23 protein-coding genes and 1 other annotated feature are annotated in these 24,476 nt (G+C 39.5%); all 23 genes read left to right on the plus strand.

The features are described 5' to 3' along the window. Nucleotides 1-403: 403 nt before the first annotated feature. The 23 genes from sigG (at nt 404) to PQ479_RS13080 (ending at nt 24,088) form a co-directional block, all read left to right on the plus strand. Nucleotides 404-1,189 (plus strand): RNA polymerase sporulation sigma factor SigG, encoded by a 786-nt coding sequence (gene sigG / locus PQ479_RS12970; protein WP_047987788.1) that lies wholly within the window; start codon nt 404-406, stop codon nt 1,187-1,189. Nucleotides 1,190-1,582: 393 nt separating this feature from the next. After that, nucleotides 1,583-1,876 carry a YlmC/YmxH family sporulation protein gene (locus PQ479_RS12975; RefSeq protein ID WP_047987789.1) on the plus strand — a complete coding sequence of 98 codons (294 nt, stop codon included), beginning with the start codon at nt 1,583-1,585 and terminating at the stop codon, nt 1,874-1,876. Nucleotides 1,877-1,970: 94 nt separating this feature from the next. Further along, nucleotides 1,971-2,801, plus strand: coding sequence for a peptidoglycan editing factor PgeF (pgeF, locus tag PQ479_RS12980; RefSeq protein WP_047987790.1), 831 nt, complete (start codon nt 1,971-1,973; stop codon nt 2,799-2,801). Next, complete coding sequence (locus tag PQ479_RS12985) at nt 2,801-3,490, plus strand: YggS family pyridoxal phosphate-dependent enzyme (RefSeq protein ID WP_047987791.1); 690 nt, start codon at nt 2,801-2,803, stop codon at nt 3,488-3,490. The genes pgeF and PQ479_RS12985 overlap by 1 nt, the downstream gene beginning before the upstream one ends. A gap of 27 nt (nt 3,491-3,517) precedes the next feature. Next, nucleotides 3,518-4,009 carry a cell division protein SepF gene (locus PQ479_RS12990; RefSeq protein ID WP_047987792.1) on the plus strand — a complete coding sequence of 164 codons (492 nt, stop codon included), beginning with the start codon at nt 3,518-3,520 and terminating at the stop codon, nt 4,007-4,009. Nucleotides 4,010-4,048: 39 nt separating this feature from the next. Then, a complete protein-coding gene (locus tag PQ479_RS12995; RefSeq protein WP_047988010.1) occupies nt 4,049-4,303 on the plus strand; it encodes a YggT family protein in 255 nt (84 codons plus the stop codon). A 22-nt stretch (nt 4,304-4,325) separates the two neighbouring features. Beyond that, complete coding sequence (locus PQ479_RS13000) at nt 4,326-5,099, plus strand: YlmH family RNA-binding protein (RefSeq protein ID WP_047988011.1); 774 nt, start codon at nt 4,326-4,328, stop codon at nt 5,097-5,099. Between the two features lie 101 nt (nt 5,100-5,200). Continuing rightward, complete coding sequence (locus PQ479_RS13005) at nt 5,201-5,692, plus strand: DivIVA domain-containing protein (RefSeq protein WP_047987793.1); 492 nt, start codon at nt 5,201-5,203, stop codon at nt 5,690-5,692. A 53-nt stretch (nt 5,693-5,745) separates the two neighbouring features. Then, nucleotides 5,746-5,968: a binding site (T-box leader), on the plus strand. Nucleotides 5,969-6,060: 92 nt separating this feature from the next. Further along, the gene (gene ileS, locus PQ479_RS13010) at nt 6,061-8,841 is read left to right on the plus strand and encodes an isoleucine--tRNA ligase (protein WP_047987794.1); all 2,781 of its coding nucleotides are present in this window, start codon (nt 6,061-6,063) and stop codon (nt 8,839-8,841) included. 187 nt (nt 8,842-9,028) lie between these two features. Beyond that, nucleotides 9,029-9,709, plus strand: a complete 681-nt coding sequence (locus PQ479_RS13015) for a TraR/DksA C4-type zinc finger protein (protein ID WP_047987795.1) — start codon at nt 9,029-9,031, stop codon at nt 9,707-9,709. 76 nt (nt 9,710-9,785) lie between these two features. Beyond that, complete coding sequence (lspA, locus tag PQ479_RS13020) at nt 9,786-10,256, plus strand: signal peptidase II (protein ID WP_047987796.1); 471 nt, start codon at nt 9,786-9,788, stop codon at nt 10,254-10,256. Beyond that, nucleotides 10,256-11,170, plus strand: a complete 915-nt coding sequence (locus tag PQ479_RS13025) for an RluA family pseudouridine synthase (RefSeq protein ID WP_047987797.1) — start codon at nt 10,256-10,258, stop codon at nt 11,168-11,170. Before lspA ends, PQ479_RS13025 begins: the two co-directional genes overlap by 1 nt. Nucleotides 11,171-11,373: 203 nt before the next feature. Then, a complete protein-coding gene (pyrR, locus tag PQ479_RS13030) occupies nt 11,374-11,910 on the plus strand; it encodes a bifunctional pyr operon transcriptional regulator/uracil phosphoribosyltransferase PyrR (protein ID WP_047987798.1) in 537 nt (178 codons plus the stop codon). 156 nt (nt 11,911-12,066) lie between these two features. Further along, nucleotides 12,067-13,413 (plus strand): uracil-xanthine permease family protein, encoded by a 1,347-nt coding sequence (locus PQ479_RS13035; protein WP_047987799.1) that lies wholly within the window; start codon nt 12,067-12,069, stop codon nt 13,411-13,413. 147 nt (nt 13,414-13,560) lie between these two features. Further along, nucleotides 13,561-14,469: an aspartate carbamoyltransferase catalytic subunit gene (locus PQ479_RS13040; RefSeq protein WP_047987800.1), complete on the plus strand. Its 909-nt coding sequence runs from the start codon at nt 13,561-13,563 to the stop codon at nt 14,467-14,469. A 24-nt stretch (nt 14,470-14,493) separates the two neighbouring features. Further along, nucleotides 14,494-15,777 (plus strand): dihydroorotase, encoded by a 1,284-nt coding sequence (locus tag PQ479_RS13045; protein ID WP_047987801.1) that lies wholly within the window; start codon nt 14,494-14,496, stop codon nt 15,775-15,777. Continuing rightward, on the plus strand, nt 15,774-16,865 hold the full coding sequence (locus tag PQ479_RS13050; RefSeq protein ID WP_047987802.1) for a carbamoyl phosphate synthase small subunit: 1,092 nt from the start codon (nt 15,774-15,776) through the stop codon (nt 16,863-16,865). The genes PQ479_RS13045 and PQ479_RS13050 overlap by 4 nt, the downstream gene beginning before the upstream one ends. 17 nt (nt 16,866-16,882) lie before the next feature. Beyond that, entirely contained in the window at nt 16,883-20,074 is a 3,192-nt protein-coding gene (carB, locus tag PQ479_RS13055) for a carbamoyl-phosphate synthase large subunit (protein WP_047987803.1), read from the plus strand. A 17-nt stretch (nt 20,075-20,091) separates the two neighbouring features. Next, nucleotides 20,092-20,874 carry a dihydroorotate dehydrogenase electron transfer subunit gene (locus PQ479_RS13060; protein WP_047987804.1) on the plus strand — a complete coding sequence of 261 codons (783 nt, stop codon included), beginning with the start codon at nt 20,092-20,094 and terminating at the stop codon, nt 20,872-20,874. After that, nucleotides 20,871-21,806 (plus strand): dihydroorotate dehydrogenase, encoded by a 936-nt coding sequence (locus tag PQ479_RS13065; protein ID WP_047987805.1) that lies wholly within the window; start codon nt 20,871-20,873, stop codon nt 21,804-21,806. Before PQ479_RS13060 ends, PQ479_RS13065 begins: the two co-directional genes overlap by 4 nt. Continuing rightward, nucleotides 21,785-22,513, plus strand: a complete 729-nt coding sequence (pyrF, locus tag PQ479_RS13070; protein WP_047987806.1) for an orotidine-5'-phosphate decarboxylase — start codon at nt 21,785-21,787, stop codon at nt 22,511-22,513. Before PQ479_RS13065 ends, pyrF begins: the two co-directional genes overlap by 22 nt. Continuing rightward, complete coding sequence (gene pyrE / locus PQ479_RS13075; RefSeq protein ID WP_047987807.1) at nt 22,494-23,129, plus strand: orotate phosphoribosyltransferase; 636 nt, start codon at nt 22,494-22,496, stop codon at nt 23,127-23,129. Before pyrF ends, pyrE begins: the two co-directional genes overlap by 20 nt. Before the next feature lie 593 nt (nt 23,130-23,722). Then, nucleotides 23,723-24,088 (plus strand): DUF3888 domain-containing protein, encoded by a 366-nt coding sequence (locus tag PQ479_RS13080; RefSeq protein WP_047987808.1) that lies wholly within the window; start codon nt 23,723-23,725, stop codon nt 24,086-24,088. Nucleotides 24,089-24,476 lie beyond the last annotated feature (388 nt).

Raw genomic sequence — 24,476 nt, forward strand, 5'->3', positions numbered from 1 at the left:
GGTAGCGACGAGTAACGCTCCATGTTCGCACTAACTTCCATACAAAACCCACATGGCGTAGCCCCATTCACTTCGCCACCTACAAAGATAAAAGAAGTGGCGACATCTTAAACATTTGGCCCTTCATACAACTCCATCACCATTAGGAGTCGCACGCACAAAAAAGGGAGCAGTCTCCCGCTTAGGTCATCTATCGTAAGATGGATGACCAGCTAACGTCAAGGCACAACCCATCGCTCCTAAGTAACTTTCATACAAAAAAATAATTACGACGTTTCGTTATTGTCATAGCATAGCTTCTTCCAAATTATGTGTAAAAAAGGGAATGAAGCTGTGCATATTTTTTCCTGCTGAGGAGATACTTATTTTGACATCATCTCCCGAGTCAGGAGGGTAAGAAGAAGTGACACGAAATAAAGTTGAAATATGCGGTGTAGATACATCAAAGTTACCAGTATTAAAAAACTCAGAAATGCGTGAATTGTTTGTTGAGCTACAAGCAGGTGATTATAGTGCAAGAGAGAAACTCGTAAATGGTAATTTGAGGTTAGTCTTAAGTGTGATTCAACGCTTTAACAATCGCGGTGAATTTGTTGATGATTTATTTCAAGTTGGTTGTATTGGCTTAATGAAATCAATTGATAATTTTGATTTAGGTCAGAATGTCAAGTTCTCAACCTATGCCGTTCCGATGATTATCGGAGAAATTCGTCGCTATTTACGAGATAATAATCCGATTCGTGTTTCTCGCTCGTTACGAGATATTGCCTATAAAGCTTTGCAAGTACGTGATCAATTGATGGCTGAAAAGAAACGAGAAAAAGAACCAACTGTTCAAGAAATAGCCAAAATATTAGAAGTGCCAAAGGAAGATGTCGTTTTTGCCTTAGATGCCATTCAAGATCCAGTATCTCTCTTTGAACCGATTTATAATGATGGTGGCGATCCGATTTTTGTGATGGATCAAATCAGTGACGAACGTAATAAAGACATTAATTGGGTCGAAGAAATTGCCTTAAAAGAGGCGATGGTACGTTTAAACGACAGAGAGAAAATGATATTAAATATGCGTTTTTATCAAGGTAAAACACAAATGGAAGTAGCAGATGAAATTGGCATTTCCCAAGCGCAAGTTTCAAGACTAGAAAAGGCTGCTATCCAACAAATGAACAAACATGCTCAAAGTTAATAGATGAATCCAAAACTACCTGAATGTATGCGTGCATCGGGTAGTTTTTTATATGGAAGTTCGCTACAGGCGATAGTTCGTTCCTTAGGATATCGCTATGGGAATGGGGGCATGCTTTCCACAGATTGACACGGAGCATGATTTTCGGTAGCGGCAATTAGTGCTCCGCATTCCAGCGTTAGCCAACTTTTATACAAAAATATAAAAGGCAACCAAATAAGGAGAGTTACTTACCACCACTATGGACGTGGAAACTTTATACAATTTTGCACTCAGAAAGATTATTTCATTTTTACTTCCTTTGATAAAATCGTGATTTTAGTTAGGTATAGATATTTTAAGGATGTCCTGCATATAGTGGTTGTAAGACATGTAAAAAGGATGGGGATTTTAATGATGAAAATATCTGATTTACAATCAAAAGATATCGTAAATATGGAAAATGGTCGACGTCTTGGACATGTGACCGACTTAGATATTAACTTAACTACTGGTAGAATTGAAGCGATGATTATTAATGGCACAAATAAGGTGATGGGTTTACTTGGACGAAATGAAGCAGAGGTCATCATACCATGGGATAACATCATTAAAATTGGCTCGGATGTCATTATTGTAGAAGTTCCTGAATCGATCAAAGCATTTTCTGACAACGCTTTTCGGCAATCACAAACAAAAAGGCGGTAAATGGTGAAGAAAGTCGTTTATTGGTTATGTTATCTTATGGTAAAATAAATGTGTATGAGGTAAATATATTTTGTAATAAAGGAGCGGGGATGGCGTGACAGAACCATTTGTTCAAGAACACGATCAATTACTTCAGTTAAAGCCTTGGGTAGCCGATAATAAAGATCTAATAGCCGGCTTTACGACAAAAAATGGGGGTAACAGTACAGGCCATTTTCTCTCCTTAAATATGGGTTTTCATGTTCCAGATCTACAAGAGCATGTTCAAAAGAATCGTCAAATGGTGGCGGGAATCTTAGGGGTTCCCCTCGATTCTTGGGTAAGTTCTGAGCAGGTTCATGAAGCTTCGATTAAGAAAATAACGGAAGAGGATAAAGGCAAGGGTGCAAGGTATCTGGATACAGCGATTAAAAGCACAGATGGTCTGTATACGGATCAGTCGAATATCCTTTTGACGAGCCTTTACGCTGACTGTGTACCGCTCTATTATCGATCAAAAACAAAACCTTTTATTGGTTTGGCACATGCTGGTTGGAAAGGGACCGTTTTGGGTATAGGTACTAAGATGCTATCTATTTGGGAGAAAGAAGAGCAAGTTCCACTCGACCAAATAGAAGTGGCTATTGGCCCGTGCATTAGCCAAAATGCTTATGAAGTTGATACATATGTGGCTGAAAGAGTAGCTGCGCAATTCGGTGAAGAGCAATTAAAAGAAGTGACGGTTCAAACAAGGCCTGGTCATTATTTATTAGATTTAAGGAAACTTCATTACTTACGTTTTCTTGATTATGGATTAAAGAAAGAGCAAATCTATCAGTCATCATTTTGCACGCATGATGAGGATTCTTTGTTTTTCTCACATCGTAGAGATCAAGGTAAGACAGGAAGGTTAATGAGTTTTATCGGACGGGTGGTATGTAAGTGATGAGTGTAGATGTATCAAAAAATGTACAAGAGTTACAAGAACATATAACAGCTATATGCCAAAAGGTTGAAAGGCATGTAGAAGAAATCAAGGTAATTGCCGTAACGAAATATGTGAGTGAAGATACAACAGTTGCTGCCCTTCGTGCTGGAATCGAACATATCGGTGAAAATCGAGCGGAAGAGGGTGTGCAAAAATGGCAAGCACTTGGTCAACAAGGTACTTGGCATTTTATCGGTTCTTTGCAATCAAAAAAAGTGAAACATGTGATTGATAAGTTTGATTATTTTCATTCACTTGATAGACTTTCCTTAGCGAAGGAAATGGACAAGCGTGCCAATAAGGGACAAAAAGTTCGGTGCTTTGTTCAGGTAAACGTCTCAGGAGAAGAAACCAAATCAGGTGTAACGGCGGAAGAGCTTTTTAGCTTTATAGAACAGTTAGCTGAATTTGAGGCGATTGAAGTTGTCGGTTTAATGACGATGGCCCCATTTTATGATGACCCTGAATTAACGCGACCGATTTTTCGTCATCTACGTGAACTGAAAGAAGAAATTGAACGAAAGCAATATCGACATGCCCCGTGTCATGAACTATCAATGGGCATGTCGAATGATTATCATGTTGCATTAGAAGAAGGAGCAACATTCATCCGTGTTGGAACAGCTTTGGTCGGTAAAGAATACTAATCGATATCGATATAGGAGGGAAAAGTGATGAGCATTAAATCGAAATTTAAACGTTATTTTGAATTAGAGGATGATGTGCAGGAATATGAAGAATTTGTGAATGAAGAAACCTCATATGAGGAGCCGAAGACGAGAAAGACACGTTCACAGCAGTCATTTTCTTCACCTGCTCAAGCACAGACTTCATCCAAAGCAAAAGAACCAGGTAGTGGTCAAAATGTTGTCAGTTTACAAAGCATCCAAAAAAGTGCTTCAAAAGTCATTCTTTTTGAGCCTAGAACGTATGATGAAGCACAAGACATTGCCGATCATTTGAAAAATCGAAAAGCAGTTATCATTAATTTACAACGAATTTCTCATGAACAAGCAAAGCGAATAGTCGATTTTTTAAGTGGAACAGTGTATGCTATTGGTGGGGATATTCAAAAGCTAGGTGGGAATATCTTTTTATGTACCCCAGATAATGTTGATGTATCTGGTACAATTACAGATATGGTACAGGAGCAATTTCAAAATTAGAGTTGCTCATTTATAAAGGTGGTGAGTTTTTTGTTACAGATGATTGGATCGATGATATCGAATTTAATGGTTATGTATTCATTCTTAGTGATTATCTATATTTTTATGAGTTGGTTCCCTAATGCAAGAGAGTCTTCTTTTGGTCAATTTTTAGGCTCCATTGTTGAACCATTTCTAGAACCATTTAGAAGAATCATTCCACCGTTAGGTATGATTGACCTCTCACCAATTGTTGCAATTATCGTATTAAGGATTGCTTCTCAAGGTGTGTTGGTTTTATTTGGACTTCGTTAGAAAATGAAATGGAGTGAGCAAGATTTCCATCTATCAGCATTTTAGAGAAGAGGAACGAGTTTTTGTTGATCAAGTTCTCTCTTGGAAAGAAGAAGTAAAGGATTTCTATAAAGAAAGGCTCACTGATTTTTTAAATCCACGTGAGCAAGAAATCTTAGCGACAATAATTGGAACAGATGATGAATTGCGACTTTCTTTTTTTGGTGGACGCTTTGAGGTTGAACGAAAGCGAGCCTTGCTTACACCTGTTTTTATTGAGCACTGCGAGCAAGACTATGACTGTGTCCTTTTTGAATTAAACTATCCGAGTAAATTTGTGACACTTAGTCATCGTGATATATTAGGTTCATTAATGTCTGTCGGCTTAAAGCGTGAAAAGTTTGGTGATATCTTGATTATGGATAACCGTATACAACTAATTGTGGCAAAAGAAACGGCCTTATATGTAGAATCCAATGTGACATCGATTGGAAAAGCAACAGTTTCACTAGAAGCGCTCTATTTTTCTGAACAAATGAACGCGGTAGAAACATGGCGGCAACAATCAGGAACGGTTTCTTCTTTGCGCCTCGATGTGATTTTGGCTGAAATATATCGAGTGTCACGCTCGAAATTAGAGCCCTATTTCACAAAAGGTTATGTAAAGGTAAATTGGAAATTGATCGAGTCAGGCTCTTTTCAAGTAGAAGCAGGTGATCATTTTTCGGTACGTGGATTGGGAAGAAGCCAGCTCGTTTCTATTGAAGGTAAGACAAAAAAAGATAAAGTCCGTATTTTGTACCAAACGAAGCATTAGTTATTATGTTTAAAGGATAAAAAGAGGGTTTTAGAAAAACTTGTCGAATTAGCAATTAGGAGACAATGAACTTTAATAATAGATTGACGGAGGTGGCTAATTTGCCTTTAACGCCATTAGATATTCATAATAAAGAATTTACAAGGGCTTTTCGTGGCTATGATGAAGATGAGGTAAATGAATTTTTAGACCAAGTAATTAAGGATTATGAATCCATTATTACAGAGAAAAAAGAGTTATTTACACAAGTTAATGAGCTTGAGGAGAAACTTGAGCATTTTAAAAATATTGAAGAAACGTTAAATAAATCAATATTGGTTGCTCAAGAGTCTGCTGAAGAAGTAAGAAGAAATGCTCAAAAAGAAGCACAACTTATCGTGAAGGAAGCCGAAAAAAATGCCGATCGTATTATAAACGATGCATTAAACAAATCACGTAAAGTGATGATTGAAATGGAAGAAATCAAAAAACAGGCTTCTGTTTACAAAATGCGCTTCAAAATGTTAATTGAAGCTCAATTAGAGATGCTTCAAACCGATGATTGGGATCAGTTTGCGGTCGAGAAGGAAGAAGAAGAGCCTAGTAACTCATAAGCTCACTTGCGATATCATCAAGTCTGTCATATAATATGACTAATTTCAATAATTGAAAGACGAGTATAAAGGATAGTAGCATAGCAAACGGTATATAGCGATTCGAGGATGGTGGGAGCTCGATTAACGTAGCTATTGTGAAATCACCTTTTAGTCTTACTTCTGAAATATACATAGTAAGAGGTAACGTTTCATTCACGTTAAGGATGAAGAGTGGGCATGCTTTTGAGACATGCTCATTAGGGTGGTACCACGGGTAGTCTTCTCGTCCCTAACCTAGGGATAAGAGGACTTTTTTTATTTGTCCAAAATAGAAGGAATGAGTTAACAACCAAGCTGCAAAGCGAAAAATGAAGGAGGGTTCAGTAATGGTTGAATATAAAAGAACATTACTAATGCCAAAAACGAATTTTCCGATGCGAGGAAATTTACCGCAAAACGAGCCAAAGCGTCAAGAAAAATGGAGCTCAGAGGATATTTATGCACAAGTACAAAAACGTACAGAGGGAAGGCCGCTTTTTATCCTACATGATGGACCACCATATGCGAACGGTGATATTCATATGGGACATGCTCTAAATAAAATTTTAAAGGATATCATTGTACGTTATAAATCCATGTCAGGCTATCATGCCCCTTATGTACCTGGCTGGGATACGCACGGTTTACCGATTGAAACAGCGTTAACGAAAAGTGGAAAAGTAAAGCGTAAAGAAATGAGTGTAGCAGCATTTCGTAAGCTATGTGAAGAATATGCGTTAAAACAAATCGACCGTCAACGTGAGCAATTTCTTCGCCTAGGAGTGCGTGGCGATTGGTGGAATCCGTATATTACTTTAGATAAGGCATATGAAGCACAACAAATTAAAGTGTTTGGTGAGATGGCTAAAAAGGGGTATATCTATAAAGGGAAAAAGCCCGTGTATTGGTCACCGTCTTCAGAGTCAGCGCTCGCAGAAGCTGAAATTGAATATCATGATAAACGTTCACCATCGATTTATGTAACATTTGATGTTGTAGATGGTAAAGATGTATTAGCAGGTGATGAGAAATTCATCATTTGGACGACGACTCCGTGGACAATTCCTGCTAACTTAGCGATTAGTGTTCACCCGGAATTAGACTATAGTGTTGTCAAAGTCAATGGTGTTAAATATGTAGTGGCAACTGGTCTGTTAGAAACGTTAGAAAAAGAGCTGGAATGGGAAAGGTATGAAACGGTTCAAACACTAAAAGGTTCTCAATTGGAATTTGTTCAAACGAAACATCCTATTTATGACCGCCACTCGGTTGTCATTTTAGGTGAACATGTCACATTAGATGCTGGTACGGGGTGTGTTCACACGGCACCAGGTCATGGTGAGGATGACTATATCGTTGGTCAAAAGTATGGTTTAGACGTATTATGCCCTGTGGATGATAAAGGTTATTTAACAGATGAAGCTCCTGGATTTGAAGGGTTATTTTACGATGTGGCTAATAAACCAATTGGCGAAAAGTTAGAAAGTGTAGGAGCTTTATTAAAACTTTCCTTTATTACACACTCGTATGCTCATGATTGGCGTACAAAAAAGCCAGTGATCTATCGTGCGACTTCGCAATGGTTTGCTTCTATTGAGAATTTCCGCGGGGAGCTTCTACAAGCGATTGAAGAGGTTGAGTGGATTCCTAAATGGGGAGAAACCCGATTATTTAATATGGTTCGTGACCGTGGAGATTGGTGTATTTCTCGCCAACGTGCATGGGGTGTGCCAATCCCTGTTTTTTATGGGGAAGATGGCCAACCGATTATTACGGATGAAACAATTGAGCATGTCTCGAATCTTTTCCGTGAACACGGCTCTAATATTTGGTTTGAGTGGGAAACAAGTGAGCTATTACCACAAGGATTCACCTCTATTCATAGTCCAAATGGAACTTTCACAAGAGAGATGGACATTATGGATGTATGGTTTGATTCGGGCTCATCACATCAAGCTGTATTAGAGGAAAGAGAAGGATTACAACGTCCAGCAGACCTTTATTTGGAAGGATCTGACCAGTATCGTGGTTGGTTCAACTCCTCTTTATCGACAGGTGTTGCTGTAACAGGTAAGGCTCCATACAAAGGGATTTTAAGTCACGGTTTTGCTTTAGATGGCCAAGGTCGTAAAATGAGTAAGTCGATCGGGAATGTTGTTGTGCCAAATGATGTCATGAAGCAGCTTGGTGCTGATATATTACGATTATGGGTGGCGTCGGTTGATTATCAAGCCGATGTTCGCGTCTCTGATGAGATTTTAAAACAAGTTTCTGAGTCTTATCGTAAAATTAGAAATACATTCCGTTTCTTACTCGGGAATCTCCATGATTTTAACCCTGCTACAGATCGAGTGGAAGATGAGGATTTGCATGGTGTGAACCTCTTTATGCTTGTAAAGTTGAATGAAGTCGTTGAAAAAGTGAAAAAAGGATATGAAGAATATAATTTTTCAAGCGTTTATCATACCTTGCATAATTTCTGTACGATTGAGTTGAGTTCATTCTATATGGACCTTGCTAAAGATACGCTTTATATTGAACATGCAAATCATCCTTCACGTCGTGCAATTCAAACGGTGATGTATGAAACGGTTGTTAAATTATCGAAGTTAATATCACCTATTTTATCGCATACTGCCGATGAGGTTTGGGAAAATATTCCTAATGCCGTTGAAGGAAGTGTTCAATTATCAGATATGCCGGAAGCTCGTTCATTCGGTGATGTTGAATCCTTAAAAGCAACATGGAATCAATTCATGTCCATTCGTTCGGACGTCTTAAAAGCTCTAGAACAAGCACGAAATGAGAAAATTATCGGTAAGTCACTGGCAGCATCGTTAACGTTGTATGCGGATGACGATAATTATGAGCTATTACAAGGAATTGACGGATTAGAAAAGCTCTTTATTGTGTCAAAAGTGAATCTCGTCAAAGGCCTTAACAAAAAGGTAGAACAAGCTGTCACTTTTGAAGGGATAGCCGTGTTTGTTGAAGCGGCGGATGGCGAAACATGTGAGCGTTGTTGGACTGTAACGACTACAGTCGGATCACATGCAGAGCACCCAACTTTATGTACATCTTGTGCTGAAACGGTTCAAAATTATTACCAAGAAGAAGGAACAGAATAAAAGCTATAACAGCTCCACGTTTTAGGTGGAGCTGTTTTTTTGGCATTCATTTATCGTATGATTAAAAAATTTAAATGAAGGGAAGGCATTTAGTAAGTAATTTTTTACGACGGTTTGTCTAGAAAAGATTTTTTCGTGGCAAGCTAATATATGTATATTCAATAACGATAGGGAAGGTGAAAAACCAATGAAAATAGACAAGAGTTATCAGCATATTTACACACAGTTAACCGAACAAAAAGAACAGCTAGAACAAAAGCTAAAACGGTACCAAGAAAGTGAGTTACATCAAAGTGAAGCAGACTCAAGTACGGAATTATCCCAATATGATAATCATCCTGCTGATAATGCCACTGACTTATATGAACGAGAAAAGGATTTTGCTTTAGAAGAACATGCTGAAGATGAATATGAGCAAGTCAAAGCGGCACTTCAAAAGTTTGAGGAGGGAACGTTTGGGATTTGTGAGAAAACAGGTAAAGAAATCCCGCTTGAACGTTTAGAGGCCAATCCACTGGCAAAAACGGTGATTGAAGAAGCGAATTCTCATGTAGAGGATTATCGTCCGGTCGAAGAAGATGTACTTGTTAGTCCAGAGCGTTATAATTATGATGGAGATGATACCGAAACAGAGTTTGATGCAGAAGATGCTTATCAAGCGGTGGCCAGTTACAATGAGCGACCTAATATTTATGAAGACCCAGCAACAGATCAAGAGGAAGAAGAGATTGGGTATGTCGATGAATTAGATGGTTTCTTATCGACAGATCTGGAAGGCTTTAAAGGGGCAGAACATGTGCATGTCCAGAATAATCGTCGCCTTCGAGATTATTTAGAAGAAGAGGATGAAGAGAGTCGTGATGAGTAAGGTAAGAGGGGATCTTTCCCCTCTTTTTGTGCTATAATGCTAAAGAATGGCATGAAGAAGAGAACGGAGGATTTCTGTGATTTATTATATTATTGCAGCTCTCATCATTGTTTTAGATCAAATAACAAAATGGATCGTTGCGACTCAAATGGAGTTAGGCCAACGTATTCCATTAATTGATGGATTCCTTTATTTTACCTCACACCGAAATACAGGGGCCGCTTTTGGCATTTTAGAAGGACAAATGTGGTTTTTCTATATCGTAACGGTTGTGGTTATTATTGGTATCGTTTATTTTATGCAAAAAGAAGGAAAGTATAATGTCTTGTATGGAACGTCATTAGGACTCATTTTAGGTGGAGCAATTGGTAATTTCATCGACCGAGTTTTCAGAGGTGAAGTTGTCGACTTTATTGATACATATCCATTTGGTTACAATTTTGCGATTTTTAATGTAGCTGATTCCGCATTATGTATAGGTGTTGCTCTTTTATTTATTAAAATGTTTATGGATGAGCGTCAAGCAAAAAAGGAGAAGAAGAAGTAATGGAAGTTTTAACGTATGAGGTTAGCTCAGACGAATCAGGAGTAAGAATTGATAAATTTGTATCGTTACAAAGTCAAGATTGTTCAAGAACACAAGTCCAGCAGTGGATAAAAGATAAGCTTGTACAAGTTAATGGGGCGGTCGTCAAGAGTAATTATAAAGTGGCCGAAGGTGATGTCGTCGTCTGGTCGATCCCCGAGCCTGAAGTACTTGAGGTAGTCGCTGAAAATATTCCGCTTGACATCGTTTTTGAGGATGCAGATGTTATTGTCGTAAATAAACCTCGAGGTATGGTTGTACACCCAGCTCCAGGTCATTACACGGGGACATTGGTCAATGCACTTATGTATCATTGCCAAGACCTCTCAGGTATCAATGGCGTTATTAGACCGGGCATAGTCCACCGTATTGATAAAGATACATCTGGTCTACTCATGGTTGCCAAAAATGATAAAGCCCATGAATCGTTAGTTGATCAATTAAAGGCAAAAACGACGAAACGTCTGTATAAGGCGATTGTCCATGGTGTCATCTCGCATCAAAGCGGGACGATTGATGCACCGATTGGTCGTGATAAAAAAGACCGACAAAGCATGACGGTTACAGAAGAGCATTCACGTGATGCGGTTACTCATTTTAAAGTCATGGAACGTTTTACAGATTATACGTATGTAGAATGTGAGCTTGAAACCGGTAGAACCCATCAAATTCGTGTGCATATGAAATATATTGGTTTTCCTTTAGCTGGCGATCCGAAATATGGCCCAAAGAAAACGTTAGAAATCGAAGGTCAAGCTCTACATGCGGCGGTGCTTGGATTTGAACATCCAACATCTGGTGAGTGGATTGAATTTGAAAGACCAATTCCAGAAGATATGGAAAAATTACTCGCACATCTTCGAATTATTAGTTGACACTAAACTGCTTTTGTGAGATAGTATATAAGAACTTAATAACCCTTTAATTATAGTCCCGTGAGGCTAAGAAGGAACAGTAAGTAACTATATAGGTCGAATTATGACTTATTGTGTTTATTTAACTATGCCCTCTTGTCATCGGTGACAAGAGGTTTTTTTGGTGCTGTAAAGGGAAATGTGGTAAGGGAGGTTAGAAGAATATGTCTCAAGTCATTTTAGACGAACAAGCGATTTCAAGAGCGACTACAAGAATTGCTCATGAAATTATTGAGCGCAATAAAGGCATTGAGGACTGCGTGCTCGTCGGAATTAAAACGAGAGGGATTTATCTAGCAGAACGTTTAGCCGAAAGAATTGAAAAGATTGAAGGCAAAACGATTGCAGTCGGTGAAATCGATATTACGTTATATCGTGATGATTTATCGCATAAAACCGACAGTGAAGACCCTGTTATTCAAGGTACAAATATTCCAATTAATATCGAAAATCGCAAAGTGATTCTTGTTGATGATGTGTTATATACAGGAAGAACCGTTCGAGCTGCTTTGGATGCCTTAATTGATTTAGGAAGACCTGCACAAATTCAACTGGCTGTTTTAGTAGATAGAGGCCATCGTGAATTACCAATTCGACCTGATTATGTGGGGAAGAATGTGCCAACGTCGAAATCAGAAATTATTGTAGCTGCCTTAAAAGAAGTAGATAAAATCGACCAAGTTCAATTAAGTAAAAAATAAAATAAGAAAACTCTTTAAAACAGTCCAGAGAGGCTGGCAAGAGCAACATAGGGAGTCGCATGGCGGTAAATGGACATGTGATGATTCTATGGAACCCTCTTAGCTGCTGTTTGGTTAAGAGGGTTTTTGCGTAAGAGTCATGGGAGGAACAACAGTATGAGTCAACAACAAAATGAGGTTTTAGGAGTAAGAGATGTTCCAAGGTTCGATAAATGGGTTGTTTTAAGCTTACAGCACTTATTTGCCATGTTTGGCGCAACGATTTTAGTACCGGCGCTTGTCGGATTAAGCCCAGCTGTCGCACTATTATCAAGTGGTTTAGGAACGCTTGCCTACTTACTTATTACAAGAGGACAAATTCCTGCCTATCTAGGTTCCTCATTCGCTTTTATTAGTCCAATCATTACAGCAACAGCTTTAGGTGGTCCAGAAGGAGTGATGGTCGGGACATTTTTTGCTGGGATTGTCTACGGATTAGTCGCAATTGCGATTAAAACAAGTGGTGTAAAATGGTTAATGAATATTTTACCACCAGCGGTTGTTGGGCCAATCATTATGGTTATCGGATTAGGTCTAGCTAGTACAGCCGTTGATATGGCAATGAATATTACACTAGATGATGGGATTACGAAGGTTTATAGCTTACAGCACTTTATCGTCGCTTTGTTTACATTAGCGGTTACACTTATTGCCAATATGTTCTTTAAAGGGTTTTTTAGCCTTATTCCGATTTTATTTGGTGTAGCAAGTGGATACATTTTCGCAGCTGTACAAGGCTTGGTCGATTTTACAGATGTCAAAGCAACACCGTGGTTTCAAGCACCTGATGTCATGTTGCCGTTTATCACGTATACACCAAATTTCTCTTGGGCAATTATCTTTGTAATGGTTCCAGTTGCCGCTGTTACATTAGCGGAGCATATTGGCCAACAAATGGTTTTAAGTAAAGTAGCAGGTCGTAACTTTATCGAAAAGCCAGGCTTACATCGCTCGATAATGGGAGACGGGGTTGCTTCGATTGTGGCAGCACTCGTTGGTGGTCCGCCAAATACAACGTATGGTGAAAATATTGGGGTATTAGCAATGACACGTGTGTTCAGTGTCTATGTCATCGGAGGAACTGCGGTCATCGCCGTCATGTTCGCTTTCATTGGTAAGATTTCAGCGGTTATCTCTTCGATTCCATCTGCGGTTATGGGTGGAATCTCCATCTTACTCTTTGGTGTTATTGCTTCATCTGGATTAAGAATGCTGATTGAAAACAAAGTTGACTTTGGGATTAAAAGAAACTTAGTTATCGCATCTACGATTTTAGTCATTGGAATTGGTGGAGCTTACTTAAAGGTTTCAGATGAGTTTCAAATTGCCAGTATGGCCTTAGCAACATTTGTAGGGGTATTCCTACACATTATTTTACCAGATAAGAAAGCAGCTTTTGGTGAGAATAGTCAGCTCTTTTCAGATGAAGAGATAAGTGTTGAAAACCAAAAAGAAAATAAGTAAGCATCCTTTAAACAAGTACAGAGAGACTTAAAAGGGGCTTTGAGAAAGGGCACATGTTATAAAAAAACAGGTGTTACTTTCTCTACGCCCTAAATGGATAATTTAGGGCGTTTTTTTTATCGCCATGACAAAAATGGAGGGATTCGAATGATTGAGCTTGCTGCAAGCGAGGTAAAAGGATTAACAACTTTAACGAACTTGAGTTTAACTAAGGTTTACCAACTTTTAGAGGACGCCCAATATTTTGCTAAAGGTGGACAGTGGTTTCCAAACCGTCAACTGTTTGTTGCTAACTTATTTTATGAAGCGAGTACAAGAACGAAATTCAGCTTTGAAGTAGCGGAAAAAAAACTTGGAGTAGACGTGTTAAACTTTTCAGCAGAAACATCGAGTGTCCAAAAGGGTGAGACACTGTATGACACAGCGAAAACGTTAGAGGCAATTGGTGCCAATGCTCTTGTCATTCGCCATCCTGAAGATGCCTATTTCCAACAGCTTGCTCAATTAAATATTCCAATTATCAATGCTGGTGACGGTTGCGGTCATCATCCTACTCAATCTTTATTAGATTTATTAACGATAAAACAAGAGTTCAAAACCTTTCAAAATCTCGAAATTGTTATTTGTGGAGATATGAGTCATAGTCGTGTTGCTCGTTCCAATGCCGAGATATTAACGAAGCTTGGAGCACGTGTTTCGATTTCAGGACCGAAAGAATGGATGGACGGTTTTGAAGAGAGGTATGCCTATGTTTCTATGGATGAAGGCATCGGGCGTGCTGATGTATTGATGTTATTAAGAATTCAGCATGAACGCCATGATGGTCAAATGACGTTTACTAAAGACCAGTACTTACAGCAATATGGATTAACGCTGGAACGTGAGAAAAAAATGAAGCAAGCGGCGATCATTCTTCATCCAGCCCCAGTAAATCGTGGTGTTGAGATTGCAAGTGAATTAGTAGAGTGTGAACGCTCAAGAATTTTTAAGCAGATGGAAAATGGTGTCGCTGTAAGAATGGCTGTCTTAAAAAATGTGTTAACAGAATTAATATAAATCATGAACTGGGAGGCGGAGTAGATGAGCATTTTATTAAAAGGTGGATGTATTTTAGGAGAACATGGTGAGCAGGTAAAAAAAGATATCGCAATAAGAAATGGGAAGATTTCTTTTGATACAGAAGGGTCCTTTGAAGAAATCATTGAACTATTTGGCAAACTTATTACACCTGGTTTTATCGATGTTCACGTACATTTGCGTGAGCCTGGTGGTGAGAAAAAGGAAACGATTGAAACAGGAACACTTGCAGCGGCAAAAGGTGGATTTACAACGATTTGTGCAATGCCAAATACTCGTCCTGTCCCAGATACAAAAGAACAAATGGAATGGTTAACCAATAGGATTAAAGAAACGGGTCATATTAATGTGCTTCCATATGCAGCGATAACAACGAGACAATTAGGTGATGAAATTACCGATTTTCAAGCATTAAAAGAAGCAGGAGCGTTTGCATTTACAGATGATGGTGTCGGTGTTCAATCGGCAGATAAAATGCTGCAAGCCATGACTAGAGCAGCTGAGCTGGATATGGCGATCGTTGCTCATTGTGAGGAAAATACGCTTATACATAATGGTGCCGTTCACGAAGGTGAATTTTCAAAGAGTCATGGTTTAGCAGGAATTCCATCTGTATGTGAATCTGTGCATATCGCTAGAGATGTTTTATTAGCAGAAGCAGCAGGAGCCCACTATCATGTGTGTCATATTAGTACAAAGGAATCTGTACGAGTTGTTCGCGATGCCAAAAGAGCGGGGATTCATGTGACGGCGGAAGTGACGCCACATCATTTACTTTTAAATGACGCAAACATTCCTGGTTTAGATACGAATTATAAGATGAATCCACCATTACGAGGGAAAGAAGACCAAGCGGCATTACTTGAAGGTTTGTTAGATGGAACGATTGATTTCATTGCGACGGATCATGCTCCACATACCGCAGAGGAAAAAGCATTACCAATAGAAAAGGCACCATTTGGAATTGTTGGTTTAGAAACGGCTTTTCCGCTTCTTTATACGAATTTTGTTCAAACAGGTAAGTGGAGCTTAAAGCAATTAGTCGATTGGTTCACATTACTTCCTGCCAAAACATTCCGTTTAAATAAAGGAAGCCTCAAAGAAGGGGCCATGGCTGATTTAACGGTTATTGACCTAAAGTTAGAAGAGAAAATAGAGAATGAAAGTTTTGTATCTAAAGGTAAAAATACACCGTTTAACGGCTGGAATTGTCAAGGGTGGCCCATTTACACGTTTGTAAGTGGACAAAAAGTTTGGGAGAAGAAACAAGGGAGTGTAATCAAATGAGAGAGAAACTATTAATCTTAGAAAATGGTGACATTTATCAAGGTTATGGCTTTGGGGCAGATATGGAAATGAGTGGTGAGGTTGTTTTTAACACGGGGATGACCGGTTATCAAGAGATTTTATCTGACCCTTCCTACTGTGGACAAATTGTCACGTTAACCTATCCTTTAATTGGTAATTACGGCATTAATCGTGATGATTTTGAGTCGATATCTCCAGCGATTCACGGTTTAATCGTCAAGGAAATAGAGCTTGAGCCAAGTCACTGGCGTAGTGAAGAATCTTTGCATACGTTGCTAGAGGCAAAAAATATCCCTGGATTAGCAGGAATTGATACTCGTAAGTTAACGAGATTAATACGAGAACATGGCACTTTAAAAGGAAGAATTTGCGACGTGGACGTCGACGTTACACAAGTTGTGAAAGACTTAAAAATGAGTAAGTGGATGCGTAATCAAGTAGAGCTTGTTTCAACAAAGGAACCTTATCATGTACCTGGAAAAGGGAAAAGAGTCGTGCTTGTTGATTTTGGTATGAAGCACGGTATCCTTCATGGGTTAATTGAGCGCCAATGTGATGTCGTTGTTGTCCCTTACAAAACAAGTGCTGAGGAAATCATTCGTTTAGGTGCAGACGGTGTTTTATTAAGTAATGGGCCTGGTAATCCAGAGGATGTACCAGAGGCGATTGAAATGATAAAAGGAATTATCGGTAAGATTCCGATTTTTGGGATTTGTTTAGGTCATCAGCTTTTAGCATTGGCGAACGGAGCGACAACGAGTCGTTTACGCTTTGGGCATCGCGGTTCTAACCATCCGGTGCGCGAAATCTCAACAGGAAAGATTGACATTACGGCACAAAATCATGGATATACGGTTGACCTCGATTCATTAGCCAATACGGAGTTAGAGCTAACACATGAAGCTGTCAATGATGGGACGATAGAAGGTTTAAAGCATATCAACTATCCAGCCTTCAGTGTTCAATACCACCCAGAAGCGTCACCAGGACCACATGATGCTAATTACTTATTCGATACGTTTATGAACATGATTCGCGAACATAAAAAACAACCATTGCATGTGTAACGAAGGGGAGAAGTAGGATGGCAAAACGTTCAGATATTCATAGAATTTTAGTAATCGGCTCAGGTCCGATTGTGATTGGTCAAGCGGCAGAATTTGATTATGCGGGTACTCAGGCATGTCAGGCCTTAAAAGAAGAGGGTTATGAGGTTATTCTTATTAACTCTAACCCAGCAACAATAATGACAGATACAACGATGGCTGACCGCGTGTATATAGAACCAATTACACTTGAATTTGTTAGTCGCATTATTAGAAAAGAACGCCCGGATGGAATCGTCGCTACATTAGGAGGACAAACGGGTTTAAATATGGCGATGGAGCTGGATGAATCGGGTATTTTAGCCACATACAACATTGAATTGTTAGGAACAGACTTAGCGGCGATTAAGCAAGCAGAAGACCGTGAGCAATTCCGGGCTTTAATGCATGAGCTTCATGAACCTGTACCTGAAAGTGAAATTGTTCATACGCTTGAAGAGGCTAAGATTTTTGTCGCTAAGATTGGCTACCCCGTTATCGTACGTCCGGCTTATACGCTTGGTGGTACGGGCGGAGGCATTTGTTCGAATGATGAAGAATTAGTGGAAATTGTATCAAGTGGATTAAAGTACAGTCCTGTGACCCAATGTCTCATTGAAAAAAGTATCGCTGGATTTAAAGAGGTCGAATATGAGGTTATGCGGGATGGAAAAGACCAAGCGATTGTCGTTTGTAATATGGAGAACTTTGACCCCGTTGGTGTACATACAGGTGACTCGATTGTGTTTGCCCCGAGTCAAACATTAACAGACCGTGATTATCAGATGTTAAGAAATTCAAGCTTAAAAATTATCCGTGCCCTAGGGATTGAAGGTGGTTGTAACGTTCAGTTTGCACTCGATCCACATAGCAATCAATATTACATTATTGAAGTAAATCCACGTGTCAGTCGTTCTTCTGCTCTTGCATCAAAAGCAACGGGGTATCCTATCGCCAAAATGGCAGCTAAAATTGCTTGTGGATATAGTTTAGACGAAATTAAAAACCCGGTAACTGGAACGACCTATGCAAGCTTTGAACCAGCACTTGATTATGTCGTTGCCAAGATTCCACGCTGGCCATTTGACAAGTTTAATGCTGCTAACCGTAAATTAGGTACACAAATGAAAGCAACAGGAGAAGTTATGGCGATTGGCCGTAACATTGAGGAGTCCTTATTAAAAGCGGTACGCTCATTAGAAGCAGGATATGCCCACCTTCATGACGCTGAGCTTGATGACTTATCTAATGAGGAGTTAGTTCATCGAATCCAACATGCTGATGACCAACGTTTATTTGAGCTAGCCGAACTTTATCGCCGTGGTTTTGCTTTAGAGGACCTTTACGAAGCGACAAAAATTGACCGTTATTTTCTAAGAAAGTTAGAAAAAATCGTCCGTTATGAAGGGCAATTAAAAGAAGCCAAAAATGATTTGCAGCTTTTGAAAACGGTGAAAGAGCGTGGCTTTTCAGATGAAGTTATTGCAAGTTTTTGGGATGTAACAGAAGTAGAGATTTATGAACAAAGAAAAGCTAATCAAATGATGCCGGTTTATAAGATGGTTGATACTTGTGCAGCAGAATTTGAATCAGCGACACCATATTTCTACGGTACGTATGAGGAAGAAATGGAGTCCATTCGTACAGATAAGAAAAGTATTCTTGTATTAGGTTCTGGCCCGATACGGATTGGGCAAGGGATTGAGTTTGATTATGCGACTGTCCATTCGGTTTGGGCGATTAAAGAAGCGGGTTATGAAGCGATTATTATGAATAATAACCCAGAAACAGTTTCAACTGATTTTTCTACCTCTGATAAATTATACTTTGAGCCATTAACGATTGAAGATGTCATGCATGTGATTGACCATGAACAGCCAGAAGGAGTGATTGTCCAATTTGGTGGACAAACAGCGATTAATTTGGCAGAAGGATTACAAAATCGTGGCGTCAAAATAATCGGTACGTCACTTGATGATATGGACCGTGCGGAGGATCGTGATAAGTTTGAGCAAAGCTTACTTGCGTTAGACATTCCACAGCCGCTCGGAAAAACGGCTACCTCGGTTGAAGAAGCAGTCAAGATTGCGAACGATATTGGTTATCCTGTCCTTGTAAGACCTTCTTATGTGCTCGGTGGGCGTGCCATGGAAATCGTCTATAAGCAAGAAGAGCTACTGAACTATATGGCACGAGCGGTTAAAGTGAATCCGAAGCATCCAGTATTAGTTGACCGTTATTTAACTGGAAAAGAACTAGAAGTAGATGCCATTTCTGATGGTGAAAATGTTTATATACCAGGCATTATGGAGCATATTGAACGTGCAGGTGTTCACTCAGGTGACTCGATTGCGGTATATCCACCACAAACCGTGCCAGACGAGTTAAAGCAAAGATTAGTAGATAGAACGATTAAAATTGCAAGAGGGCTTAACATTGTTGGTTTACTAAACATCCAATTTGTTTGGCACCGTGATGAAGTATATGTATTAGAAGTGAATCCACGTTCTTCTAGAACAGTGCCTTTTTTAAGTAAAATTACCGGTGTTCCGATGGCAAACTTAGCAACAAAAGTGATGCTTGGTCAAACATTACCTCAGTTAGGTTATGAAACGGGCTATCATCCTGAAGCAAAAGAAGTATCTGTCAAAGTTCCTGTATTCTCTTTTGCGAAGTTACGTCGTGTTGATATAACTCTAGGGCCAGAAATGAAATCAACTGGAGAAGTGATGGGGCGTGACCGTACACTTGAAAAAGCCTTATATAAAGGTTTAATAGCTTCGGGTATGAATATTCCTAAGCACGGGGCCGTTCTTTTTACAGTCGCTGATAAGGATAAAGAAGAAGCGATGTGCCTCGTGGAACGCTTCCATGCAATTGGTTATGATATTTTGGCAACGGCTGGCACAGCAGAACTAATTAGTAGTCTGAATATCCCAGTTACGGTCGTTAATAAAATCGGTGATGAGAAGCCACATCTTTTAGATGTCATTCGCCAAGGTCAAGCGCAATTTGTGATTAACACGTTAACGAGAGGCAAACAGCCTGCCCGTGATGGTTTCCGAATCCGCCGTGAATCCGTCGAGAATGGTGTTGTTTGTTTAACATCGATTGATACAGCCGCAGCATTATTATCCGTGATAGAGTCAATCACTTTTTCATCGGAAAGTATGCCACAAATGAACGCGTAAGAAGTGAGGGGGAGCACATGGTGAGAAAGCAAGGAATCTTAACGGTTACAAGTCAGAAACAAATCGCAGAAAGTATTTACGAACTAAAATGCGAGGGTCCTTTAGTCAAACAAATGACAGAGCCTGGTCAATTTGTGCATCTGAAAATTGATGAATATGACGATATTTTATTACGGAGGCCATTAAGTATTTGTGATGTTAATGCGGATGAGCAAACGTTAACGATGCTTTACCGCGTTGAAGGAGCTGGAACGAAACGGTTAGCAGCAAAAATGAGTGGAATGACTGTGGATGTATTAGGGCCACTGGGAAAAGGTTTTCCGGTGGAGGAGACGAAAAGTGGCGAAGTAGCTGTCCTTGTTGGTGGAGGAATTGGTGTACCACCTCTTTACTATCTCTCTCAAAAACTACAAGAGAAGGGAGTCAAGGTTATTCATATCCTTGGCTTCCAGTCAAAAGGTGCGGTCTTTTATGAAGAAGAGTTTCAGAAATTAGGACCAACCCTTATAACAACGATAGATGGTAGTTATGGTTTAAAAGGCTTTGTTACGGACGCGATTAGAGAACATGATATATCTTTTGATACATTATATGCGTGTGGGCCAAATGCGATGTTACAAGCGTTAACGAATCTATATCCGAATGCTCGTGGCTTCTTATCCTTAGAGGAAAGGATGGGCTGTGGGATTGGTGCTTGTCTTGCTTGTGTTTGTCATTTGGCTAATGACCCAGATGGAGCCAGTTATAAAAAGGTATGTACAGATGGCCCAGTATTCCGAGTGGGGGAGGTTGTTTTATGAATCGATTAGCGATAGAGTTACCAGGATTATCTATGAAAAATCCAGTTATGCCAGCTTCTGGTTGTTTTGGGTTTGGAAAAGAGTATGCTCAGTTTTATGATTTAAGCGAACTTGGTGCCATTGCAGTTAAGGCAACCACAGTAGAACCTAGATATGGTAATCCAACACCAAGGTTAGCGGAAACGAAGGCAGGGTTGTTAAATGCGATTGGATTACAAAACCCAGGACTAGTTAAGGTATGCGAGGAAGAGTTACCATGGCTTGAGCGTTATGATGTACCAATTGTAGCCAATGTCGCAGGTTCTGAAATGGCTGATTATTTGGAAGTAGCGGAAAAAGTTTCACAAAGTCCTAATGTCACAGCTCTTGAATTGAATATATCGTGCCCCAATGTCAAAAAAGGCGGTATCGCTTTTGGTACGATTCCAGAAGTAGCAGCAGAACTGACCAAAGAGGTAAAGCGTGTTTCGCAAGTACCGGTGTATGTAAAGCTGTCACCGAATGTCTCTGATATTGTGGCGATGGCTCAAGCCGTTGAGCAAGCTGGTGCAGACGGACTTACGATGATTAATACATTACTAGGCATGCGAATTGATCTCAAAACAAGAAAGCCTATTTTAGCCAATCAATCTGGTGGACTATCAGGGCCAGCAATCAAACCAGTTGCCATTCGCATGATACATCAAGTTAGTCAAGTAGTTGATATTCCGATTATTGGAATGGGCGGGATTACAAATGTTGATGATGTAATTGAGTTTTTCTTAGCAGGTGCAAGTGCTGTCGCTGTCGGTACGCAAAATTTTGTGGACCCTTATGCCTGTCCAAAAATCATTGAAGAATTGCCTGGAAGGCTTGATGAATTAGGGGTTGACCATATTTCAGAACTAATCGGGGGGAGCTGGAAAGAATTATGCAACGTCCACTCATCATAGCATTAGATTTAGATAATGCTGAGAAAAGAAAAGAATTGTTAGCTGCATTTAAAGAAGAGAAGCTGTACTTGAAAGTCGGAATGGAAATGTTTTATCGAGAAGGGGCTCAAGCGATTCATGAATTAAAGGAGCAAGGACATTCGATTTTTTTAGACATTAAGTTGCATGATATTCCTAACACTGTAAAAAGAGCGATGAAAGTACTAGCAGGACTCGGCATTGATATGATTAACGTTCATGCTGCAGGTGGTAAAGAGATGATGAAGGCGGCTTTAGAAGGCTTGGAGGCCGGAACGAAAGCAGGATCCGTTCGTCCAAAATTGATTGCTGTCACTCAATTAACAAGTACAGATCAAGCGATGTTAAAGGATGAGCTTTGTATTTGGGAACCGTTAGAAGATGTTGTCATTCATTATGCAAAGCAAGCACAGGAAGCAGGGTTAGATGGTGTGGTTTGTTCAGCTAAAGAAGTACCGCTTATTCGAGGGTATTGTGGTCAGGATTTTTTAACCGTGACGCCTGGAATTCGGCAAGCTAGTGATGATGTAGCTGATCAAAAACGTGTTGTAACGCCAGAAGCAGCGAGAGAACTCGGTAGTTATGCGATTGTTGTCGGTCGTAGTATAACAACTAGTGAAACACCATATCAAACCTATCAAACGATGAAAGCCAAATGGGAGGGTAATCATGAAAAAACAAATTGCTGAGCATTTATTACATATTGAAGCTGTTAGCTTAAGCCCTAACGAACCGTTTACTTGGAGCTCTGGGTTAAAGTCGCCGATTTATTGCGATAATCGTTTAACGATGTCTTATCCTATCGTTCGTAAAGAAATCGCCAAAGGCTTAGCAGCGTTAATTCAAGAGCATTATCCGGAAGTTGAAGTCGTGGCAGGTACAGCAACAGCTGGTATCCCACATGCTGCCTGGGTTAGTGAAGAGCTTCATCTACCTATGGCTTACATTCGTGGTAAAGCAAAAAGTCATGGTAAGCAAAGTCAAATTGAAGGTTTAATCAAGCGTGGCCAAAAAGTCGTCATCGTAGAGGACTTAATTTCGACTGGTGGAAGTGCGATTACATCAGCAAAAGCAATCCGCGAAGCCGGAGCAGAAGTGCTAGGAATTGTAGCTATTTTTACATATGAGTTAGAAAAAGCAAACCATAACTTACGGGAAGCAGAGTTACAAACAGCCGTCTTGTCCAATTATACGACTTTAGTGGAAGTAGCAAAAGAAAAAGGGGTTATCACAAGCTCTGACTGGGAGAAGCTCACAGAGTGGCGAAAAGATCCAAGCGATGAACGATGGATGTCACTAGTTTAAAAAAAAGTTTAAAGCGATGGGTAGCTATCGCTTTTTTTTTGTTTATAAACGGTCGACATGACTAAGGGAGAATGCTGAGGAAGAACATACCGAAGGATGGCCGAGGTCGACATGATCGAGGAGAAAATAGAGAAAGAACATGTCGATGAAAAGTCGAGGTAGACATGATCGAGGAGAAAATAGAGAAAGAACATGTCGATGAATAGCCTAGGTCGACATGATCGAGGAGAAAAAAGGGAAAGAACAGGTCGATCAGTAGCCTAGGTCGACATGATCGAGGGGAAAATAGAGAAAGAACAGGTCGATGAGTAGCCGAGGTCGACATGATCGAGGAGAAAATAGAGAAAGAACATGTCGATGAGTAGCCGAGGTCGACATGATCGAGGAGAAAATAGAGAAAGAACAGGTCGATGAGTAGCCGAGGTCGACATGATCGAGGGGGAAATAGAGAAAGAACAGGTCGATGAGTAACCGAGGTCGACATGATCGAGGAGAAAATAGAGAAAGAACAGGTCGATGAACATAATAGTACTCCCCAAGGTATATTAATATGACGCTTTTGGACAACTTAATAAAAAAAGGAGGTATTCGTAATGCGCAGGTGGAAATTCATGCTAACTTTAACGGTATTATCCACTTTGATAATTCTATTAGCAAATATAAATGTAGCTGATGCTGTTACTGAACAATCCATTGAAACAAAATTAATTTTAACACTATTATATCCGGCTACAAATAAAGCTATAAATGATGTATATCCAGACAGAGAATTTGACTTGTGGAATGCGGAGATTAAGTCTATAAAACAAAATGACAATGAAGATTATGATTATACTGCTATTGTTGAATACAACACATATACGGGTCCTCATAATCCACCAGAAGGTAATGTTTTAATTGAATATCTTATTTCATTAAAGGGTGTTAAGGTTGAAAATATTAAAGGTGCTGGGACATAACTAATTTAGCTGTGTCCAAACCCAAATGAAACATTTATATTTTATTATCTAAATACAGAAAGCCGAACTATTGTAATATGCTGTGTTAGCAATTTTAATAATAATTCGACTTTTTTAGTTACTGAAAATCTTGTGTCCCAGCCTCTTACTTAATCACTCAGCTTCTTCTTTTTTCAATGATTGCAGTGGTGTAGCAGTAGTATCATCATTAACTTTCTTTTTACAGCAAGATGGATGACCAGCTAACTTCAAGGCACAACCCATCATCCGAAGTCCACTTTCATACAAAAGACCTCAACTAATCAAAAAAAGAAAGTTATGAATACTTGTATATTATACGAGTATATGATTTCATGGTAGAATAATAACATATGTATAGAACGTGTTG

The sequence above is a fragment of the Alkalihalobacillus pseudalcaliphilus genome, assembly GCF_028610675.1.
GTDB lineage: Bacteria > Bacillota > Bacilli > Bacillales > Bacillaceae_D > Alkalihalobacillus > Alkalihalobacillus pseudalcaliphilus.

Excerpts from the sequence above, each read along its gene's own strand:
- PQ479_RS12975 (WP_047987789.1), top strand. The coding sequence starts at position 1,583 with ATGATGAAAATATCTGATTTACAATCAAAAGATATCGTAAATATGGAA.
- PQ479_RS12985 (WP_047987791.1), top strand. The coding sequence starts at position 2,801 with ATGAGTGTAGATGTATCAAAAAATGTACAAGAGTTACAAGAACATATA.
- PQ479_RS12990 (WP_047987792.1), top strand. The coding sequence starts at position 3,518 with ATGAGCATTAAATCGAAATTTAAACGTTATTTTGAATTAGAGGATGAT.
- PQ479_RS12995 (WP_047988010.1), top strand. The coding sequence starts at position 4,049 with ATGATTGGATCGATGATATCGAATTTAATGGTTATGTATTCATTCTTA.
- ileS (WP_047987794.1), top strand. The coding sequence starts at position 6,061 with ATGGTTGAATATAAAAGAACATTACTAATGCCAAAAACGAATTTTCCG.
- PQ479_RS13015 (WP_047987795.1), top strand. The coding sequence starts at position 9,029 with ATGAAAATAGACAAGAGTTATCAGCATATTTACACACAGTTAACCGAA.
- PQ479_RS13025 (WP_047987797.1), top strand. The coding sequence starts at position 10,256 with ATGGAAGTTTTAACGTATGAGGTTAGCTCAGACGAATCAGGAGTAAGA.
- pyrR (WP_047987798.1), top strand. The coding sequence starts at position 11,374 with ATGTCTCAAGTCATTTTAGACGAACAAGCGATTTCAAGAGCGACTACA.
- PQ479_RS13035 (WP_047987799.1), top strand. The coding sequence starts at position 12,067 with ATGAGTCAACAACAAAATGAGGTTTTAGGAGTAAGAGATGTTCCAAGG.
- PQ479_RS13040 (WP_047987800.1), top strand. The coding sequence starts at position 13,561 with ATGATTGAGCTTGCTGCAAGCGAGGTAAAAGGATTAACAACTTTAACG.
- PQ479_RS13045 (WP_047987801.1), top strand. The coding sequence starts at position 14,494 with ATGAGCATTTTATTAAAAGGTGGATGTATTTTAGGAGAACATGGTGAG.
- PQ479_RS13050 (WP_047987802.1), top strand. The coding sequence starts at position 15,774 with ATGAGAGAGAAACTATTAATCTTAGAAAATGGTGACATTTATCAAGGT.
- carB (WP_047987803.1), top strand. The coding sequence starts at position 16,883 with ATGGCAAAACGTTCAGATATTCATAGAATTTTAGTAATCGGCTCAGGT.
- PQ479_RS13060 (WP_047987804.1), top strand. The coding sequence starts at position 20,092 with ATGGTGAGAAAGCAAGGAATCTTAACGGTTACAAGTCAGAAACAAATC.
- PQ479_RS13065 (WP_047987805.1), top strand. The coding sequence starts at position 20,871 with ATGAATCGATTAGCGATAGAGTTACCAGGATTATCTATGAAAAATCCA.
- pyrF (WP_047987806.1), top strand. The coding sequence starts at position 21,785 with ATGCAACGTCCACTCATCATAGCATTAGATTTAGATAATGCTGAGAAA.
- pyrE (WP_047987807.1), top strand. The coding sequence starts at position 22,494 with ATGAAAAAACAAATTGCTGAGCATTTATTACATATTGAAGCTGTTAGC.
- PQ479_RS13080 (WP_047987808.1), top strand. The coding sequence starts at position 23,723 with ATGCGCAGGTGGAAATTCATGCTAACTTTAACGGTATTATCCACTTTG.